The organism is Halobacillus litoralis (assembly GCF_020171725.1).
Taxonomy (GTDB): Bacteria; Bacillota; Bacilli; order Bacillales; family Halobacillaceae; genus Halobacillus; species Halobacillus litoralis_F.
On record NZ_JAIVAJ010000005.1, the window covers coordinates 349,163 to 364,866 of the forward strand.

The 15,704-nt window shown below is 46.3% G+C and carries 14 protein-coding genes; 7 read left to right on the forward strand and 7 right to left on the reverse strand.

The window, feature by feature from the left end:
• Window positions 1-8 precede the first annotated feature (8 nt).
• From LCM20_RS11570 to LCM20_RS11595, 6 genes are all read right to left on the reverse strand, one after another.
• A complete protein-coding gene (locus tag LCM20_RS11570; RefSeq protein ID WP_225195614.1) occupies window positions 9-230 on the reverse strand; it encodes a hypothetical protein in 222 nt (73 codons plus the stop codon).
• Between the two features lie 55 nt (window positions 231-285).
• Window positions 286-1,443 carry an acetylornithine transaminase gene (locus LCM20_RS11575; RefSeq protein WP_225195615.1) on the reverse strand — a complete coding sequence of 386 codons (1,158 nt, stop codon included), beginning with the start codon at window positions 1,441-1,443 and terminating at the stop codon, window positions 286-288.
• A complete protein-coding gene (gene argB / locus LCM20_RS11580; protein ID WP_225195616.1) occupies window positions 1,440-2,246 on the reverse strand; it encodes an acetylglutamate kinase in 807 nt (268 codons plus the stop codon). Before argB ends, LCM20_RS11575 begins: the two co-directional genes overlap by 4 nt.
• Window positions 2,215-3,441 (reverse strand): bifunctional ornithine acetyltransferase/N-acetylglutamate synthase, encoded by a 1,227-nt coding sequence (argJ, locus tag LCM20_RS11585; RefSeq protein WP_225195617.1) that lies wholly within the window; start codon window positions 3,439-3,441, stop codon window positions 2,215-2,217. Before argJ ends, argB begins: the two co-directional genes overlap by 32 nt.
• A gap of 21 nt (window positions 3,442-3,462) precedes the next feature.
• The gene (gene argC, locus LCM20_RS11590; protein WP_225195618.1) at window positions 3,463-4,500 is read right to left on the reverse strand and encodes an N-acetyl-gamma-glutamyl-phosphate reductase; all 1,038 of its coding nucleotides are present in this window, start codon (window positions 4,498-4,500) and stop codon (window positions 3,463-3,465) included.
• 237 nt (window positions 4,501-4,737) lie between these two features.
• Window positions 4,738-6,045 carry a lysine N(6)-hydroxylase/L-ornithine N(5)-oxygenase family protein gene (locus tag LCM20_RS11595; protein WP_225195619.1) on the reverse strand — a complete coding sequence of 436 codons (1,308 nt, stop codon included), beginning with the start codon at window positions 6,043-6,045 and terminating at the stop codon, window positions 4,738-4,740.
• 118 nt (window positions 6,046-6,163) lie between these two features.
• Between LCM20_RS11595 and LCM20_RS11600 the strand changes: the two genes are divergently transcribed.
• From LCM20_RS11600 to LCM20_RS11620, 5 genes are all read left to right on the forward strand, one after another.
• On the forward strand, window positions 6,164-6,622 hold the full coding sequence (locus tag LCM20_RS11600; RefSeq protein ID WP_225195620.1) for a GNAT family N-acetyltransferase: 459 nt from the start codon (window positions 6,164-6,166) through the stop codon (window positions 6,620-6,622).
• Window positions 6,623-6,952: 330 nt separating this feature from the next.
• A complete protein-coding gene (locus tag LCM20_RS11605) occupies window positions 6,953-7,969 on the forward strand; it encodes a LacI family DNA-binding transcriptional regulator (RefSeq protein WP_225195621.1) in 1,017 nt (338 codons plus the stop codon).
• Between the two features lie 25 nt (window positions 7,970-7,994).
• Window positions 7,995-9,350: an ABC transporter substrate-binding protein gene (locus tag LCM20_RS11610; protein WP_225195622.1), complete on the forward strand. Its 1,356-nt coding sequence runs from the start codon at window positions 7,995-7,997 to the stop codon at window positions 9,348-9,350.
• 77 nt (window positions 9,351-9,427) lie between these two features.
• Window positions 9,428-10,747: a carbohydrate ABC transporter permease gene (locus LCM20_RS11615; protein WP_225195623.1), complete on the forward strand. Its 1,320-nt coding sequence runs from the start codon at window positions 9,428-9,430 to the stop codon at window positions 10,745-10,747.
• Window positions 10,748-10,763: 16 nt separating this feature from the next.
• Complete coding sequence (locus tag LCM20_RS11620; protein WP_225195624.1) at window positions 10,764-11,591, forward strand: carbohydrate ABC transporter permease; 828 nt, start codon at window positions 10,764-10,766, stop codon at window positions 11,589-11,591.
• Window positions 11,592-11,682: 91 nt separating this feature from the next.
• Here LCM20_RS11620 and LCM20_RS11625 read toward each other — a convergent pair whose 3' ends face one another.
• Window positions 11,683-12,393, reverse strand: a complete 711-nt coding sequence (locus tag LCM20_RS11625) for a GntR family transcriptional regulator (RefSeq protein WP_225195625.1) — start codon at window positions 12,391-12,393, stop codon at window positions 11,683-11,685.
• Window positions 12,394-12,533: 140 nt separating this feature from the next.
• Between LCM20_RS11625 and LCM20_RS11630 the strand changes: the two genes are divergently transcribed.
• Window positions 12,534-13,886, forward strand: coding sequence for a 6-phospho-alpha-glucosidase (locus tag LCM20_RS11630; protein ID WP_225195626.1), 1,353 nt, complete (start codon window positions 12,534-12,536; stop codon window positions 13,884-13,886).
• Between the two features lie 81 nt (window positions 13,887-13,967).
• Window positions 13,968-15,521 (forward strand): PTS transporter subunit EIIC, encoded by a 1,554-nt coding sequence (locus tag LCM20_RS11635; RefSeq protein ID WP_225195627.1) that lies wholly within the window; start codon window positions 13,968-13,970, stop codon window positions 15,519-15,521.
• The last annotated feature ends 183 nt before the right edge of the window (window positions 15,522-15,704 follow it).

Genomic DNA, 15,704 nt, shown 5'->3' on the forward strand with positions numbered 1-15,704 from the left:
TTTCAGCTTCATAAAGCTTGCGAAACGGTGATTATATCCGTTTTATCGACGTTTCCAGCTTCAGCAAGCTCCAAAACGGCGATTATATCTGTTTGATCGACGTTTCCGCCTTCGATAAACTCCAAAACGGCGATTATACATGTTTTATCGACGTACCCAACTTCTTCAAGCTCCAGAACGGCGATTATAAAACAACTAAACTCTCTCCAAGTCTTAAAAGTATCGCTCACGAAAAAGAGAGCGGTGCCGGAACACCACTCTCAAGTCCTGTATATCATACAGTTTTTATACATTCTGCAAACGGCTCTGCTCGTGCAGGACGTGCTGCATGATCGATACCGCTTTATTCATTTCTTCTTCGCTGACATTCAATGGCGGAAGCAGGCGGAGAACCTTTGGACCTGCCACAACGGCAAGTAATCCGTTCTCACGAAGTTTATGCACTAGCGGAATCGCCTCTTCGTCTAGAACGATTCCCAGCATAAGCCCTTTTCCTCGTACTTCCTTCACCATCGGAAGGGAAAGGAGTTCGTCTTCGAGTTGGTTACGCAAGTATTCTCCCTTTTCTTTCACTCCCTCTAGGAAAGCTTCATCAAAGATCGTCTCAAGCGTTGCGCATACGGCTGCGGATGCAAGAGGATTCCCGCCGAATGTCGTACCGTGGGAGCCTGCAGAAAAGGCGTCTACCAGCTTTTCTTTCCCGAGCATGGCTCCTACAGGAAAGCCGCTCCCGAGCCCTTTGGCAGATGTCACGATATCTGGGTCGAGATCATAGAGCTGGTGGGCGAAAGGAGTGCCCGTTCGTCCGATTCCGGTCTGCACTTCGTCAATGATCATGAGGGCGCCGAGCTCTTTACACTTCTGCTCGACGGCTTTAAGAAAGGCTTCTGTTCCAGGAACAACGCCGCCTTCCCCTTGAACGACTTCTACCATGACAGCCGCCACGTCGTCGCCTTCCAGCTGTTCAACAGCCGCTTCATCATTGAATGGCAGGTATTCGAATGTCGGAAGCAGGGTTCCGAACCCTTGTTGAATTTTCTCTTGGCCTGTCGCGCTCATTGTTGCGAATGTACGACCGTGGAACGACTGCTTGAAGGTTACGATTTTTTCTTTCTGCGTATGCTTACGTGCCAGCTTGATCGCCGCTTCGTTGGCTTCCGCTCCGCTGTTACAGAAAAATACGTAATCGAGGTTCGTCGCTTCGGTTAGAAGCCCGGCCGCTCGTTCTTGTTCCGGGATTTCATACAAGTTTGAAACATGCCATACTTCATCGAGCTGTTTCTGAATAGCGGACTGCACTTCAGGCGGGCGGTGTCCAAGGTTGCACACCGCAATTCCTGAAACAAAGTCCAAATACTCTTTTCCTTGGTCGTCCTTCACTTTCGTTCCTTGTCCAGAAATGATGGTAAGGGGGAATCGGTTATATGTTGGAAATAAACTCATTCCACACCCTCCTTTCGTTTGATTACGATTTTCGTTCCAAGCATCTGTTCATTTTGTATAAGTGGACGCTCACCACTGACAATCATGACTTCCTGCATATGATCAGAGAGAACCTCCATGGCCGATTGGACTTTCGGAATCATTCCTCCGTAAATAACCCCGACATCGATAAGGGAATGAATCTCTTCAGGCGTCGTTTCTTCAATCAGCTCATCATCACGAAGAATCCCCGGAACATCCGTTACAAAAAGCAACTTCTCCGCTCCCACAGCTTTTGCGATTGCAGAAGCTGCGAGGTCGGCGTTAATGTTGACGGTCTGTCCCTCTCCGGTTTTCCCTAATGGTGCAATGACGGGGGTGTACCCGAATTGGAGGCACTGTTCGATGATGGTCGTATCGACGTGCTGCGTTTCGCCGACAAACCCGAATCGCTCTTCATCGAGCATCGTTGCGGTAATCAGGTTGGCATCCGACCCCTTGATTCCAATCGATGAGATGCCGACGGAGGATAACCGTGACGTAATTTGACTGTTCACTTTCCCTCCAAGGGTCATTTCCACGACTTCCAGCGTTTCGGCATTCGTTTTGCGAAGACCGTCATGGAACTCGCCTTTGATCTGCAGCTTCTCAAGCAGTCCGGTAATCGCCGGTCCACCACCGTGCACGATTAAACAATGATAATGCTTCTTTAATTCATGAAAGCTGTTATAAAATTCATCGGATAACTGCTCGACCATACTGCCACCTAATTTGATGACGATGGCCGGCTTATCAAGTCCGGTAGCTGGCGTTGATTTTGACATAGTCATACGTTAAGTCACACCCCCATGCGGTTCCTTCTCCGTCCCCTTCATGAAGGCGGATTTCAATGACGACTTTCTCTTTACTCATATCCTCTGTCGCCTGTTCCTCTGAAAAAGCGCAAGGCGTCCCTTCACTGAATACGAGTTGGCCTTCAATGAAGATGTCGCATCCTTCCGGGTCCACTTTGGCATCACTGTGTCCGATTGCACCGACAATTCGTCCCCAGTTCGCATCGTGACCGTACACGGCCGTCTTCACAAGGCTTGAACCGACGACTTTTTTCGCAATGATTCTGGCATCCTCATTCGAACCGGCGCCGGAAACGTTCACTTCGATCAGCTTCGTCGCGCCCTCTCCATCACGGGCGATCTGCTTCGCCAAGTCTTCACATACGAGTTGCAGACTGTATTTGAACTTCTCCCATTCCGGGTGATCCTCATTCAAAGGTTCGTGCTTGGCACTGCCGTTAGCTAAGGCAAGGACCATATCATTCGTCGATGTTTCACCATCCACGGTAATTTGGTTGAACGAGCGGTCAATCGACTGGCTTAAGGCAAGCTGAAGGGCAGACGAGTCGATGTTTGCATCGGTTGTAAGGAAACCAAGCATCGTTGCCATGTTCGGGTGAATCATACCTGAGCCCTTCGCTGCTCCACCAATTGAGACCGTCTCTCCATCGATCTGCAGCTGGTAGCAGGTGTGCTTTTGACACGTATCTGTCGTTAGAATGGCTTCTTGAAAATCTTCTGCTCCTGTAGCGGACACTTCTACTTCTTCGCACCCTAGTGTAATTTTGTCCATTGGGAGCTGTTCTCCGATTACTCCAGTAGAAGCAACCGCCACGTAGGATTCGGGGATCTGGTATCGATTCGCAATCATCCGTCTCGTTTCATAAGCATTTTCAAGTCCCTGTTTCCCAGTACAGGCATTAGCCACAGCACTGTTGATAACGACCCCTTGTATTTTGTTTTCCTGACGAATACTCTCCTGGGTAACTTTCAAAGGCGGTGCCTGGAAGTGGCTTTGCGTGTACACGGCCGCAACTGATGCCGGCTCGTCACTCATCAACAATCCGAAATCACGTTTCTTGTAACGCAATCCACTATGCACACCTCCAGCTTTGAATCCTTTAGGGGTTAAGAGTGTTCCTCCATCCACTTTTTCCACTTGAAATTGCTTTATTGTTTGAATCAATCCAACTCTCCCTTTCTTAAGTTATGGGTAAACAGGTCGCTCAGGCAGACCTGCTGTTTCTTCTATACCGAAAACTAGATTCATATTTTGAACCGCTTGACTGGCGGCTCCTTTCATTAAATTATCAATGACTGACACGACCGTTACACGCTTTGTTCGTCGGTCGATGGTCAGGCCGATATCACAGTAATTCGACTGATACACATCTTTTGTGCACGGGAATTGCCCTGCTTCTCTGATCCTGACAAAAGGATGCGCTGCATAATGGTCGCGGTAACGCGCCAATAACTCCTCCGTGCTTAAATCTTCCTTCAGTGTAAAGTAAATCGTAGCCATGATGCCCCTTGTCATAGGTACGAGATGTGTGGAAAATGTGACGGGTTCCGTAGAGCCATCCCACTGCTCCAGCTGTTGTTCAATCTCAGGAATATGCTGGTGCTGATTCACTTTATAAATTTGAAAATTTTCCTGTGCATGCGCAAAGTGCGTAAGGGGATTCGGGTTCTTACCTGCCCCGGAAACACCGGATTTCGCGTCAATGATGACCGAACTCCGCTCCGCAAGCTGCCCCTGAATCACAGGTCCGAGCCCAAGCAGCGTAGCCGTTGGATAACAGCCGGGATTCGCGATGACGTCTGTCTGCTTGATTGCTTCCTGATTCCACTCCGGCAAGCCATATACAGCCGTCTCGAGAACGCCAGTCGGGGCTGCGTCCTTTTTGTACCATTCTTTGTATTCATCAGGGTTTTTCAAGCGCAAATCACCGGATAAATCGATAACTTTCGCTTTTCCACCTTGGAGATCCGGAGTCAAACGGCTCGAGACACCCGCTGGTGTAGCGAGGAAAATCACGTCGCACTCCTCTTTCATCACTTCCGCTTCTAAATCACGAAGCGTGTGCCTCTTGTTGGACTCCAGCTGAGGATAAATCGTTTCAAAATCTTCTCCTGCTTGAGAAGAAGAATATAATTGGATGTTTTTAATTTGTGGATGGGTCGACAGAAGCCGAAACAGTTCCATTCCGCCATACCCGGTTGCACCTACAATTCCTGCTATCAATCTACGTTCACCTCTATGTATATTTATGATTTTAGTTGTATATTTACAATATTATTAACCTTATAGTGGAAGATGTCAACCGATATCCGCTCTTTTCGGGCAATGTTTACACAATCCCATTCGATTCGACAGAAAGCTCAAAAAACATCGTTTATATATAGAAACAAAAATATCATAACGAGGAATTTTAAGGGAAAAATCTCAACAAAAAAAGAGCGGCCGAAGCCACCCTTTTTTTTATGCATCAAACGATTGGAATATTGTTTTTTCGCTCATCGGATAAACTTCACGTCCGGCAAGGTGGTTGATGATCACTTTGTTTCGATGAACAGAAAGCCCGAGATTCGTCGATCCTACTCCGTGCGTATGCGAGATGCCGCTGTGCACGTAAATTTCTCCAGCTTTCTCTTCCTGTTTCTTCAGACGGTAATCTGCGGTGACTTTGTAACGACCATGCTCGTCCCACTCAAGAAAATCGGACAAGTCGTGGACAAAGTCCGGTACGTGCGGCTTATAGCCTGTTGCTGCAATGACCATATCCGTCTCATGGACGAACGTCTCATGCTTCTGCCAGTGGTAGCACTCGACTTCATAACGTCCGTCTGCTTTTTTCCTGAGGTCACGGACTTCACTTAGAACCTGAAGACCCACATTCAATTCTTCCCTGGCAACCGAATACTCATAGAGAAGGTTGTAGATATCATTGACCGTATGGTTGCTGATGCCTTTGTAATACAGACCCTGTGTCGCGAAAATCTCATCCTTCCTTGCTTGAGGGAGCTGATAGAAGTAATTCACATAGTCCGGTGAGAAGTGCTCAAGACTCAGCTTCGACTCCTCCATCGACTCAAAGCTTGCAGAGCGCGTAATCCAATCCAGTCGGAACTCCCCGTCGCGCTGTTCCTTCATTAACTCCCGGAAGGTTTCGGCAGCACTTTGACCGGAGCCGACGACTGTGACAGAACCGGCATTGCGGCACTTGTCCTGATTGGCTAAGAAGTCTGCGGTATGGAGCACTTCATCTTCAGGAAATCCTTGGAAGGACTTCGGCATGACCGGCTTGCTTCCTGTTCCCATCACCAAATTCTTGGCCCGGTACTCCTTCACTTCTTCTGTTTCCACATCCATAACCGTCACTTCATAATATTGTTCGTTATCTCGAACAGGACGAATGCCGGTTACACGCGTTCCGAACTGACAACTATCCAACTGTCTTGAGACCCACTGGCAGTAATCATTGTACTCCCGGCGCGGAATATCCAGTCTTTGTAGGAAATAGAATTGATACATTCGGTCATTCTTACTAATATAATTCAAAAAACTATACTTATTAGTCGGATCTGCCATAGTAACTAAATCCGCAATGAATGGAACCTGCATTTTCGTTCCTTCAATCAGCATGCCTGGGTGCCAGTCGAACTTCGTATTCTGTTCGAAGAATAAAGACTCGACATCTTCCACTTCATCCAATAATGCAGCAAGACCTAAATTGAAAGGTCCGATTCCTACACCAATTAAGTCGTACACGTTCTCGTGTTGTTCCATTTTGTTCACGTCTCCTTTTTTTCTGAAAAAACGACCATTTCAGAAATCATCACACTACGTCTATGGTACCATATTCACGTTGAATCTATAATAGCCTTCTAAATAGGAGTGACATTCATTGGCACATTCAGTAACGATCCACCCCATCGACAACCGGGAAGATTACCTGGAGCTCTTTCTCATGGCGGATGAGAGTGAAGCAGTTGTACGTTCCTACCTTCATCAAGGAGACGCCTTCGCCTTTCATGATGAAGGAAACGTAGTAGGCGCTTGCTTAATCACGTACCCTCACCCTGATGAGGCCGAAATTAAAAACATTGCGCTGAAGGAGAACGCTCGCGGCAAGGGACTAGGAAAACAAGCGATTCATAAACTGACCGGCTGCCTCCAAAGTACTGAAGCATCTAAACTCATTGTTGGAACAGCGAATTGCAGCATAGAGAATATCATTTTTTATCAAAAGGCAGGCTTTCGGTTCTCATTCATTCGAAAAGGATTTTTCGACTCTTATCCTCACCCTTTTTATGAGAACGGGATTCAAGGAAGAGATCTCGTCTATTTTGAAAAACCGCTTTAGAAAGAGCGGTTTTTTTGCTTAAAGATTCACGACTTTTTACTTACCAACTTATACCGACAATATATACACTCGAAATTCATCATCAAATCCAAAAGATCATGTAGGTATATAGGTTCATTTTTTTGCGTTGTAACGTGTATATACAAAAAGTTTTCAGAATTTTATCAAATCCCCATTGATATTTGACTCTTCATACCCTATACTTTTACTTAAGTTATTGAAAACGTTTTCATCAAACGTCATTACGTCTCTTCACGATTCAGCACTTTTTTATTTCATCATTTTTGAAAACGATTTCAATAGTGGAATGAAGAGAGAGGAGGTTTGATAGTGGTAACCATTGATGATGTAGCCGAATTGGCCGGGTTATCGAAGTCGACCGTGTCACGTGTAATCAATCATTACCCCCATGTTTCGAAAGAAAAGAAGCAGCGCGTTTACGAAGCCATGGAAACGCTTGGGTATGTTCCGAACTCCTCAGCGAGAAGCCTTCGGAACAAAAAAACAAAGATGATTGCCGTCATTGTCCCGAGATTGATGAACCCATTCTTCGGCCAACTGGTGGAATCCATGGAAGTAGCGGCCAATCAACAGGGATACCAGCTGTTGATCTGCCAGACGATGTACTCCAAAGAAACAGAACTTGGGCACTTGGAATTATTGAAGACGAAGCAGGTGGATGGCATCATTCTCGCTTCGCTCGAAAACGAATGGGAAGACATTGCAGAATACTTAGCTTACGGTCCATTGATCATGTGTAACGAATTTGATGAATCGGCGGAAATTCCGATCATCAAGCTCGACCAAATTCATGGTGGATACATCGCAACGAAACATTTATTGCGCCTGGGTCATACCAAACTTGCCTACTGTTCAGGTGGTTATAAGAGTATGGTGGCGAACCATAGGAAAGTTGGCTTCGAAAAAGCTTTAGCTGAACGGGGCTTAACTTTCCAGGAATCTTGCGGATTTTACCAAGCCTATACGATTGAGAACGGCATGGAAGTGTTCAAAGAGATTCATAAAATGAAAGACCCACCGACCGCTGTGTTCACAGGAAGTGACGAAGTGGCAGCCGGCATCATCACCGGGGCCCGTGAATACGGCGTAAAGGTACCTGAAGAGTTGTCTGTCATCGGCTTTGATAACCAAGTGATCTCAAGGATTATGGATCCTACGATCTCTACAGTCGAACAGCCCATTGAACAAATGGCTCAGAAAGCTGTTCATGTCCTATTGGAAAAGATCCATTCTCAAAAAGCTCTGTCCAAAGAACGTTATGAACTTCCACTTGAGCTCATCATCCGTGAGTCCACTGTCGGGGGTCCGTTACGCGCTGTTGAATGATTTATAAAATATGGGAGGTTTTTTAATGAAAACGAAGTATTGGTTACTGTCCTTGATGTTGTTGGTTGTTGTAGCCCTCGCTGCATGCAGCGGTGGAGGCGAAGGTGATGGAGAAGCAACAGATAGCACAGATTCCGGCGAAGATACTGAAGATACTTCCGGTGATTCTGGTGAATCAGCCAGCGAAGGCGATTCATCTGGTGAAGTCGTTGAAATCGTTTATGCACGTGGACAAGACTCTACAAGCGCAACAGACGAATTGATCAAAGCCTTTAACGAGTCTCACCCGAACATTAATGTAACATTCCGCGAAATGCCTTCTGACACAGGTCAGCAGCATGACCAGTACGTCACGATGCTGAACGCTGAGTCTGCTGAAATCGACGTCATGGACTTGGACGTTGTATGGCCGGCTGAATTCGCGCAGGCAGGTTACGTTCTTGAACTGGACCGTTTCCTACAACGTGATGGCATTGAAACAGGCGACTATAACGAAGGCGCACTATCTGCTGCACAGTTCAACGGTAAACAGTGGGCGATGCCTAAATTCATCGATGCGGGTATGCTTTTCTACCGTACAGATCTAGTTGGTGAAGATGAAGTTCCTCAAACGTGGGACGACCTTATGACATCGGCTTCTGCGATCCAAGGTGAAGGATCTACAGAATTCGGTTACTTGATGCAAGCGAAGCAATATGAAGGTCTAGTATGTAACGCAGTTGAGTTCATCGCTTCTTACGGTGGACAAATCCTTGATGAAAACGGGGAAGTTGCTGTAAACAGCCCTGAAACCGTTGCAGGTATCTCTAAACTTGTTGAAATCGCGAACTCTGATTTCGTACCTGGAAACATCAACACGTTCACTGAAGTTGAGTCTCACACAGCATTCATTGAAGGTCAATCTCCATACATCCGTAACTGGCCTTACCAATGGAACCTTGCTAACGATGAAGAGCAATCTGAAATCGTAGGCAACGTAGGTGTCGCTCCACTTCCTTCCGGTGACGCTGGAAGCGCTGCTACACTTGGTGGTTGGATGACAGCCATCAACCGTTACTCTGAAAACAAAGAAGAAGCTTGGGAATTCCTGAAGTTCATGACAGGTCCTGAAGGTCAGAAGATCTCTGCGATTCACGGTGGTCTTGCTCCGACTCTTCCAGCTCTATTTGAAGATGAAGAAATCCTTGAAGCGAACCCGTTCTTCCAACAGGAAGGTTTCCAGAACGCCCTTTCTAACGCTGTATCCCGTCCAGTTGCACCGAACTACCCAGAAGTTTCTGAAGTCATCCAAATCAACGTATCCAAAGCGATCGCTGGTGAATTGACTCCAGAAGAGGCAGTCGCTGCGATGGAAGAAGAACTGAATGCAGTTATGCAATAACCTGTACTCCCTGATAAACCCCTCAGGACTTGTACCTGAGGGGTTTATCCCCTTTTGGCATAAAGGAGGAACTATTCTTGGCTAAGAAGAAAACCTTAAGCGATTCATTGAAAAAAGAGAGACGGCTTGGATACCTACTCGTTGCCCCTTCTTTGATCTTAATCCTTGCCATCGCCATATGGCCGGTCATCCAATCTTTTTACTTCAGTCTGTTCGATTACCAATTGAATGAGCCACAAAAATCAAGCATTCATCTCGATTATAATTTAGATTTGGAAAAATACTTAAACAACCAGCCATTCCTTGTGACAGCACTCGAAAATGAAATCGATGAAGCACCGAGTGAAGTGGATGAAGAACTGAATGAAATCCTCACAACAGTTCAGGATTTTGACGAAGAGCTCGTGGCAGAACAGGGAATTGAAGAGCAATACAATGAAGTCAATGACATTCTGTTTAACTTCGAGGTACCTAGTGATGAGCTGAAATTCGTGAGTATCGATCGATCCTTTGGTCAGGAGTTTGATGAGACTTTCGGAGCGGTGGAAGAACGACTCGTTGAATTAGAATCACAAGATGCATTACAAGATGCTCGTCGCCTAACCGGACTTGCCAGCGGACTGAATGAAAGTATCATCAGACCGAACTTCATCGGCTTAGAGCATTATACGAACAACTTGACCGACGTGCGACTGTGGCGATCCCTCGGGAATACCTTTGTATTCACCTTCGTCTCTGTCGGATTTGAGCTCGTATTAGGTATGTCAATTGCTTTGCTGATCAACAAGGCATTCTTCGGACGCGGACTAGTCCGTGCAGCCATCCTGATTCCGTGGGCGATTCCAACTGCGGTATCTGCGATGATGTGGAAATACTTATACGATGGTCAAAATGGTATTATAGCCAAATTCTTTGCAGACATCGGGCTGATCGAGAATATGAGCTACTTATTGACCACTCCTGTCGGCGCGATGGCATCGACGATCTTGACAGACGTATGGAAAACGACGCCGTACATGGCCCTTCTCTTACTTGCGGGTCTGCAAACGATCCCAAGTTCGTTGTATGAAGCGGCATCCATGGACGGAGCGAACAAATGGAAGCAGTTCTTTAAGATCACCCTTCCACTTATAAAATCGAGTATCTTAGTTGCACTATTATTCCGTACACTTGATGCGTTCCGCGTATTTGACTTGATTTACGTTCTTACAGGTGGAGGACCAGCCAACTCGACGGAAGTGATATCGTTGCTGGCCTACAAAGTGATGTTCCAACAGACGAACTTCGGGGAAGGTTCCGCCCTTGCCGTCATCGTGTTCATCTGTGTAGCCATCATCTCTGCCATTTTCATTAAATTCCTCGGATCCGATCTACTCGGTGATGAAGCAAAAGATTAAAGGAGTGAGAGAATAGATGCAGAAAAAAGCAGGCGTAGGATTTTATATATTCTTGGTCATCTTTGTATTCGTCATCATGTTTCCGTTTCTTTGGATTCTCTTGAGCTCCATTAAGCCTCTATCCGAGTTATTTGGTTCTGAAGCGTTCACATGGTTCACAAGCAATCCGACGATTCAAAGTTATATTTCCGTCTTCACGATTCGACCGTTCCACTTGTATCTATGGAACAGTTTAGTCGTCGCGACCATCACAACCGTTTACACTGTTTTTGTCGCAGCCTTTGCCGCCTATGCCATTGCGCGTTTGCGTTTCAGAGGAAAACCGATCATTCTGGGTGTCGTACTTTCTGTATCAATGTTCCCACAGATTGCAACGATTTCCCCGATCTATATTTTCTTAAGAAACATCGGGCTGACAAACAGTCACTTAGGTTTGATCATCCCTTATACAACATTTGCACTGCCGCTGTCCATTTGGTTACTCGTTACGTTCTTCCGCAAAATCCCATTCGACCTGGAAGAATCCGCGAAAATGGACGGGGCTTCGATGATGCAGACGTACTTCCGCATCATCCTTCCACTGGCTGTACCGGGAATCTTTACGACAGCGATTCTCGTGTTCATCGCAGCGTGGAACGAATTCCTATTCGCCCTTGTTATCAACACGTCCGAATCTCATAAAACCGTTCCGGTCGGGATCGGAATGTTCCAGGGTCAATATACGATCCCTTGGGGTGAGATTTCAGCGGCAACTGTTATTGTAACGGTTCCGCTCGTCATCATGGTTCTCCTCTTCCAGCGCCGAATCGTATCTGGTTTGACGTCCGGAGCTGTTAAAGAGTAGCGTTTGAACAAAGTGAATACGATATCTACAAGAAAAGGAACCCGATTATGGGTTCCTTTTCTTGTGCAGTTAAATGACAAACTGGAGCGCTTCACGGTCGGGAAGCCCGGAGCGTAAATTTATATTCGTCACTCTTGAAGTGATTTTCACTGTATTCAAATACAGTCCCATCCTCTAGTACACTGTACGACCGGATCTTCAAGACCGGTGTTCCTCCATCGACGGTTAAGGCTTCTGCTATATCCTCATCCGGCAGTACCGGAATCACTTCTTGAAAGCTGTCTTTTATCTTTTTCCCAAGTTCGTGTTCGATATAATCATATTTTGACCCGGTCATGATTCCATATGAAAGATTCGGGAAGAGATCGACCGGCAGATACGTATCTTCGACCACATACGGAATGTCATCTACAAGTCTTTGACGGCGCACATAGAAAACCTTCTTTTCCACCTGAAGGTTAAGCATCCGCTTCACGTGATCATTCGGCTCGAGAAGCTGGAAGTCCAACACTTTGTTCACAGGCTCTTTGTTCAAACTCCGCATTTCCTCCGTGAAGCTGATCAGCTCGAAGATATTGTGCTCGATCTTCTGCTCCTTCACGTATGTACCGCTCCCTTGCACCTTTTCAAGCAGTCCTTCCTCAACCAATAACTTAATCGCCTGCCTCACGGTCACTCGAGAGGCACCGAACTGTTCAGACAAGTGCAGCTCTGTCGGGATCGATTCCCCTTCCCTCCACTGGCCTGATTCGATTTCCTCTCTGATTTGTTGTGCAATCCTTCTATATAACGGAGATCCCATCTCGCATCCTCCTAGGTGTGTCGGTAGTCTTAGTATAACAAAAATATCAAACTATATGTTGACGCTTTCATTTAAATGTATTATATTTGTATCAACAAATAATTAATACAAATACAATACCTTTAATGGAGGTTTTTTAAATGAAGAAGCAGAATCTTGTTGTTGTTGGTGGCGGAAGCACTTATACCATCGGAATGATCATGAGCTTAGTCGCTGAAAAAGAACAATTTCCTTTGAAATCGATTACCTTCTATGACACCGATCACGAACGTCAGGAGAAAATCGCGAAAGCATCTGAAATCATCCTTAGAGAAAAATATCCTGAACTGGAGCGTTTCTCTTATACAACGGATAAAGCAGAAGCGTTATCTGATGCGGATTTTGTTTTTGTTCAGATTCGTACGGGTGGACTGGCCATGCGCGAGAAGGATGAGCAGATTCCATTACAGCACGGAGCTGTCGGTCAGGAAACCTGCGGCCCAGGTGGAATGGCTTACGGACTTCGCTCCATCGGTGATATGATCGAGCTTGTGAATGATATCCGCCATTATGCTCCAGATGCCTGGATTCTAAACTATACAAACCCAGCTGCCATTGTTGCAGAAGCCCTTCGCCGGGAATTCCCTGAGGACAAAAAACTCCTGAATATTTGTGACATGCCAGCGGCGATCATGGTATCCTACGCTGGAATCTTAGGGAAGGACGTATTTGACCTCGTACCAGAATATTTCGGATTAAATCACTTCGGCTGGTTTACGAAGATCCTTGATAAAGACGGCAATGACCACACATCTACGATTAAGAGAGCGATTACGGAAGATGGCTTTATTCCAGAAGATGCCGAGATCGCAAACGACCCATCTTGGATCAAGACATTCAAACAGGTCGAGCAGATGGTCACCGACTTCCCAGAGTACTTGCCGAACACGTACCTGCAGTATTACCTGTACCCTTCCCAAATGGTTGAAAAAGAGGACCCGCAAAACACACGTGCCCGTCAAGTCATCAATGGCCGCGAAGCTCGTGTTCACAATCTTGCTGATCAAATCATTTCAGACGATACAACAGCGAATGTGGAATTGGAAGTCGACATCCACGGTCGCTACATGATTCGTGTGGCCGCTTCTATGGCTTATAACAACGGAGACATCTTCATCGTCATGGTTGAAAACAATGGGACGATCGCTAACCTGCCGGACGATGCTATGGTTGAAGTACCTGCCATGATGACGAACCGTGGTCCGAAACCGTTCTCTGTAGGAAACATTTCAACATTCTACAAAGGATTAATCGAAGGCCAGCTCGCCTATGAAAAACTCGTTGTCGATGCATACTTCGAAAACAGTTATGAAAAAGCATTGCAGGCTCTCACACTCAACCGAACGGTAGTCGATGCACCTCGCGCCAGAAAAATCCTTGACGATATGATTGATGCCAACAAAGAATTCTGGCCGGCCCTTTACGAAAATAAAAAAGCAACGGTTAAAGCTTAAGTCTATCCTTGATCCCGGGCTCTGCCCGGGAATCTTCTTACATCAACACGAAAGCGTTTCCTTATAAAGGAGGATATTAAAGTGAAGAAATATTTCGGGAGCTTACAAAAGTTCGGTAAATCGCTCATGGTTCCTGTTGCCCTGCTTCCTGCGGCCGGTATTCTACTCGGTTTAGGAGCAGCCCTGACAGGTCCACTAGCGGATACCCTCACCTTTTTACAAAATGATGTGATTCAACTGATCGGTAACGGCATGTCCGATATCGGAATCAGTATCTTCAACAACCTTGCTGTCATCTTCGCGATCGGTGTGGCGATCGGACTGACGGGAGGTTCGGGTATTGCTGCTTTAGCTGCCCTGCTTGGTTATATCATTATGAACAAAACGATTTCCTTCGCACTTAGTATTACGCCTGAGATGGTCGCAGAGAGCGGCGAATATGGGATGGCACTTGGAATTCCTACTCTTGAGACGGGGGTACTTGGTGGAATTGTCGTCGGTTTACTAGCCGTCTGGATTTATAATAAGTTCCACGAGTTCGATCCACCTGAAGTATTAGGGTTCTTCGCTGGTGACCGCTCTGTAGGAATTGCGATGGTCTTTTCTTCTATTTTCCTTGCGTTATTGATGATGGTTGTCTGGCCACCCATTCAAAGTGGCATTGACTCCGTTGCGAACGTCATCGCTAACGGAGCGACGAATCCGTTATACGTCGGTCTTTATGGATTCCTTGAACGTGCATTGATCCCGACGGGGCTTCACCACATTTGGTATGCACCATTCTTGTGGACCTCTCTCGGAGGTACGACTGAAGTTGCTGGAAGCATGGTGTCTGGTGACCAATATATCTTCCTTGCCCAAGTCGCAGAAGGTGTAGAAGTAACAGCTGGACGCTTCATGGCCGGTAAATTCCCTGTCATCATGTTCGGGCTTCTTGGAGCCGCTCTTGCTATGTACCGCCGCGCTGATAAAAAGAACCAGCCTGTCGTTAAAGGAATGCTGATTGCCGCAGCAGGTACTGCCTTTTTAACAGGGATTACGGAACCGATCGAGTTCACATTCCTATTCGTAGCTCCTTTACTGTTCGTATTCCATGCTCTTTTAGCAGGTGTATCCTTTGCTGTCATGTACATGCTCGATGTGCACTTAGGATGGGCTGGAGGATCCGGACTGATTGACTTCATCCTCGTGAACGCCATACCGGGTACCGGAAACTGGTGGATGAACCTTGTCATCGGTGCGATCTTCTTCGTCATCTACTACTTCTCCTTCTCATTTGCGATTAAGAAGTGGGACCTTGCCACTCCAGGACGCGGAGGACAGGAGAACAAACTTTACACTCGTAAAGATTTCAATGAGAAGAAAGATGGCAAATCCAATCCGACCAAAGAAACAGCTGTCGCCATCATGGGTGCCCTTGGTGGTGAAGAGAACTTGAAACACGTAGACGCGTGCTTCACTCGATTAAGAGTAGAAGTTTCAGATGTTAACCAAATCGACGAAGACCAACTGAAAGCTTTAGGCGCTGCGGGCGTTGTGAAAGTCGACCAAAACATCCAGGCGATCTTCGGTGGACGATCTGACCTTTATAAAAATGAAATCAACCGTCTGATCAAAGAAAATCATGCTTCTTAATAGAATGAAAAGCCTCCATTCATTTTTTGAATGGAGGCTTTTTTTAATAGAGGGAAGGTTCAGGACAACGACGACCTGCTTGGAGTTCAGTCAGTCCCATTAAAAGATTTATGGGACTATGAGTCGATCGTTTGGTGCGATGTCTGTCCCATTAAAAGTTTTATCGGACTATGAGTCGATCGT

Bases quoted from the DNA above. Each gene is read 5' to 3' on its own strand.
- LCM20_RS11575 (WP_225195615.1), bottom strand. From the start codon at position 1,443: ATGAGTTTATTTCCAACATATAACCGATTCCCCCTTACCATCATTTCT.
- argB (WP_225195616.1), bottom strand. From the start codon at position 2,246: ATGTCAAAATCAACGCCAGCTACCGGACTTGATAAGCCGGCCATCGTC.
- LCM20_RS11595 (WP_225195619.1), bottom strand. From the start codon at position 6,045: ATGGAACAACACGAGAACGTGTACGACTTAATTGGTGTAGGAATCGGA.
- LCM20_RS11610 (WP_225195622.1), top strand. From the start codon at position 7,995: ATGAAAACGAAGTATTGGTTACTGTCCTTGATGTTGTTGGTTGTTGTA.
- LCM20_RS11620 (WP_225195624.1), top strand. From the start codon at position 10,764: ATGCAGAAAAAAGCAGGCGTAGGATTTTATATATTCTTGGTCATCTTT.
- LCM20_RS11625 (WP_225195625.1), bottom strand. From the start codon at position 12,393: ATGGGATCTCCGTTATATAGAAGGATTGCACAACAAATCAGAGAGGAA.
- LCM20_RS11630 (WP_225195626.1), top strand. From the start codon at position 12,534: ATGAAGAAGCAGAATCTTGTTGTTGTTGGTGGCGGAAGCACTTATACC.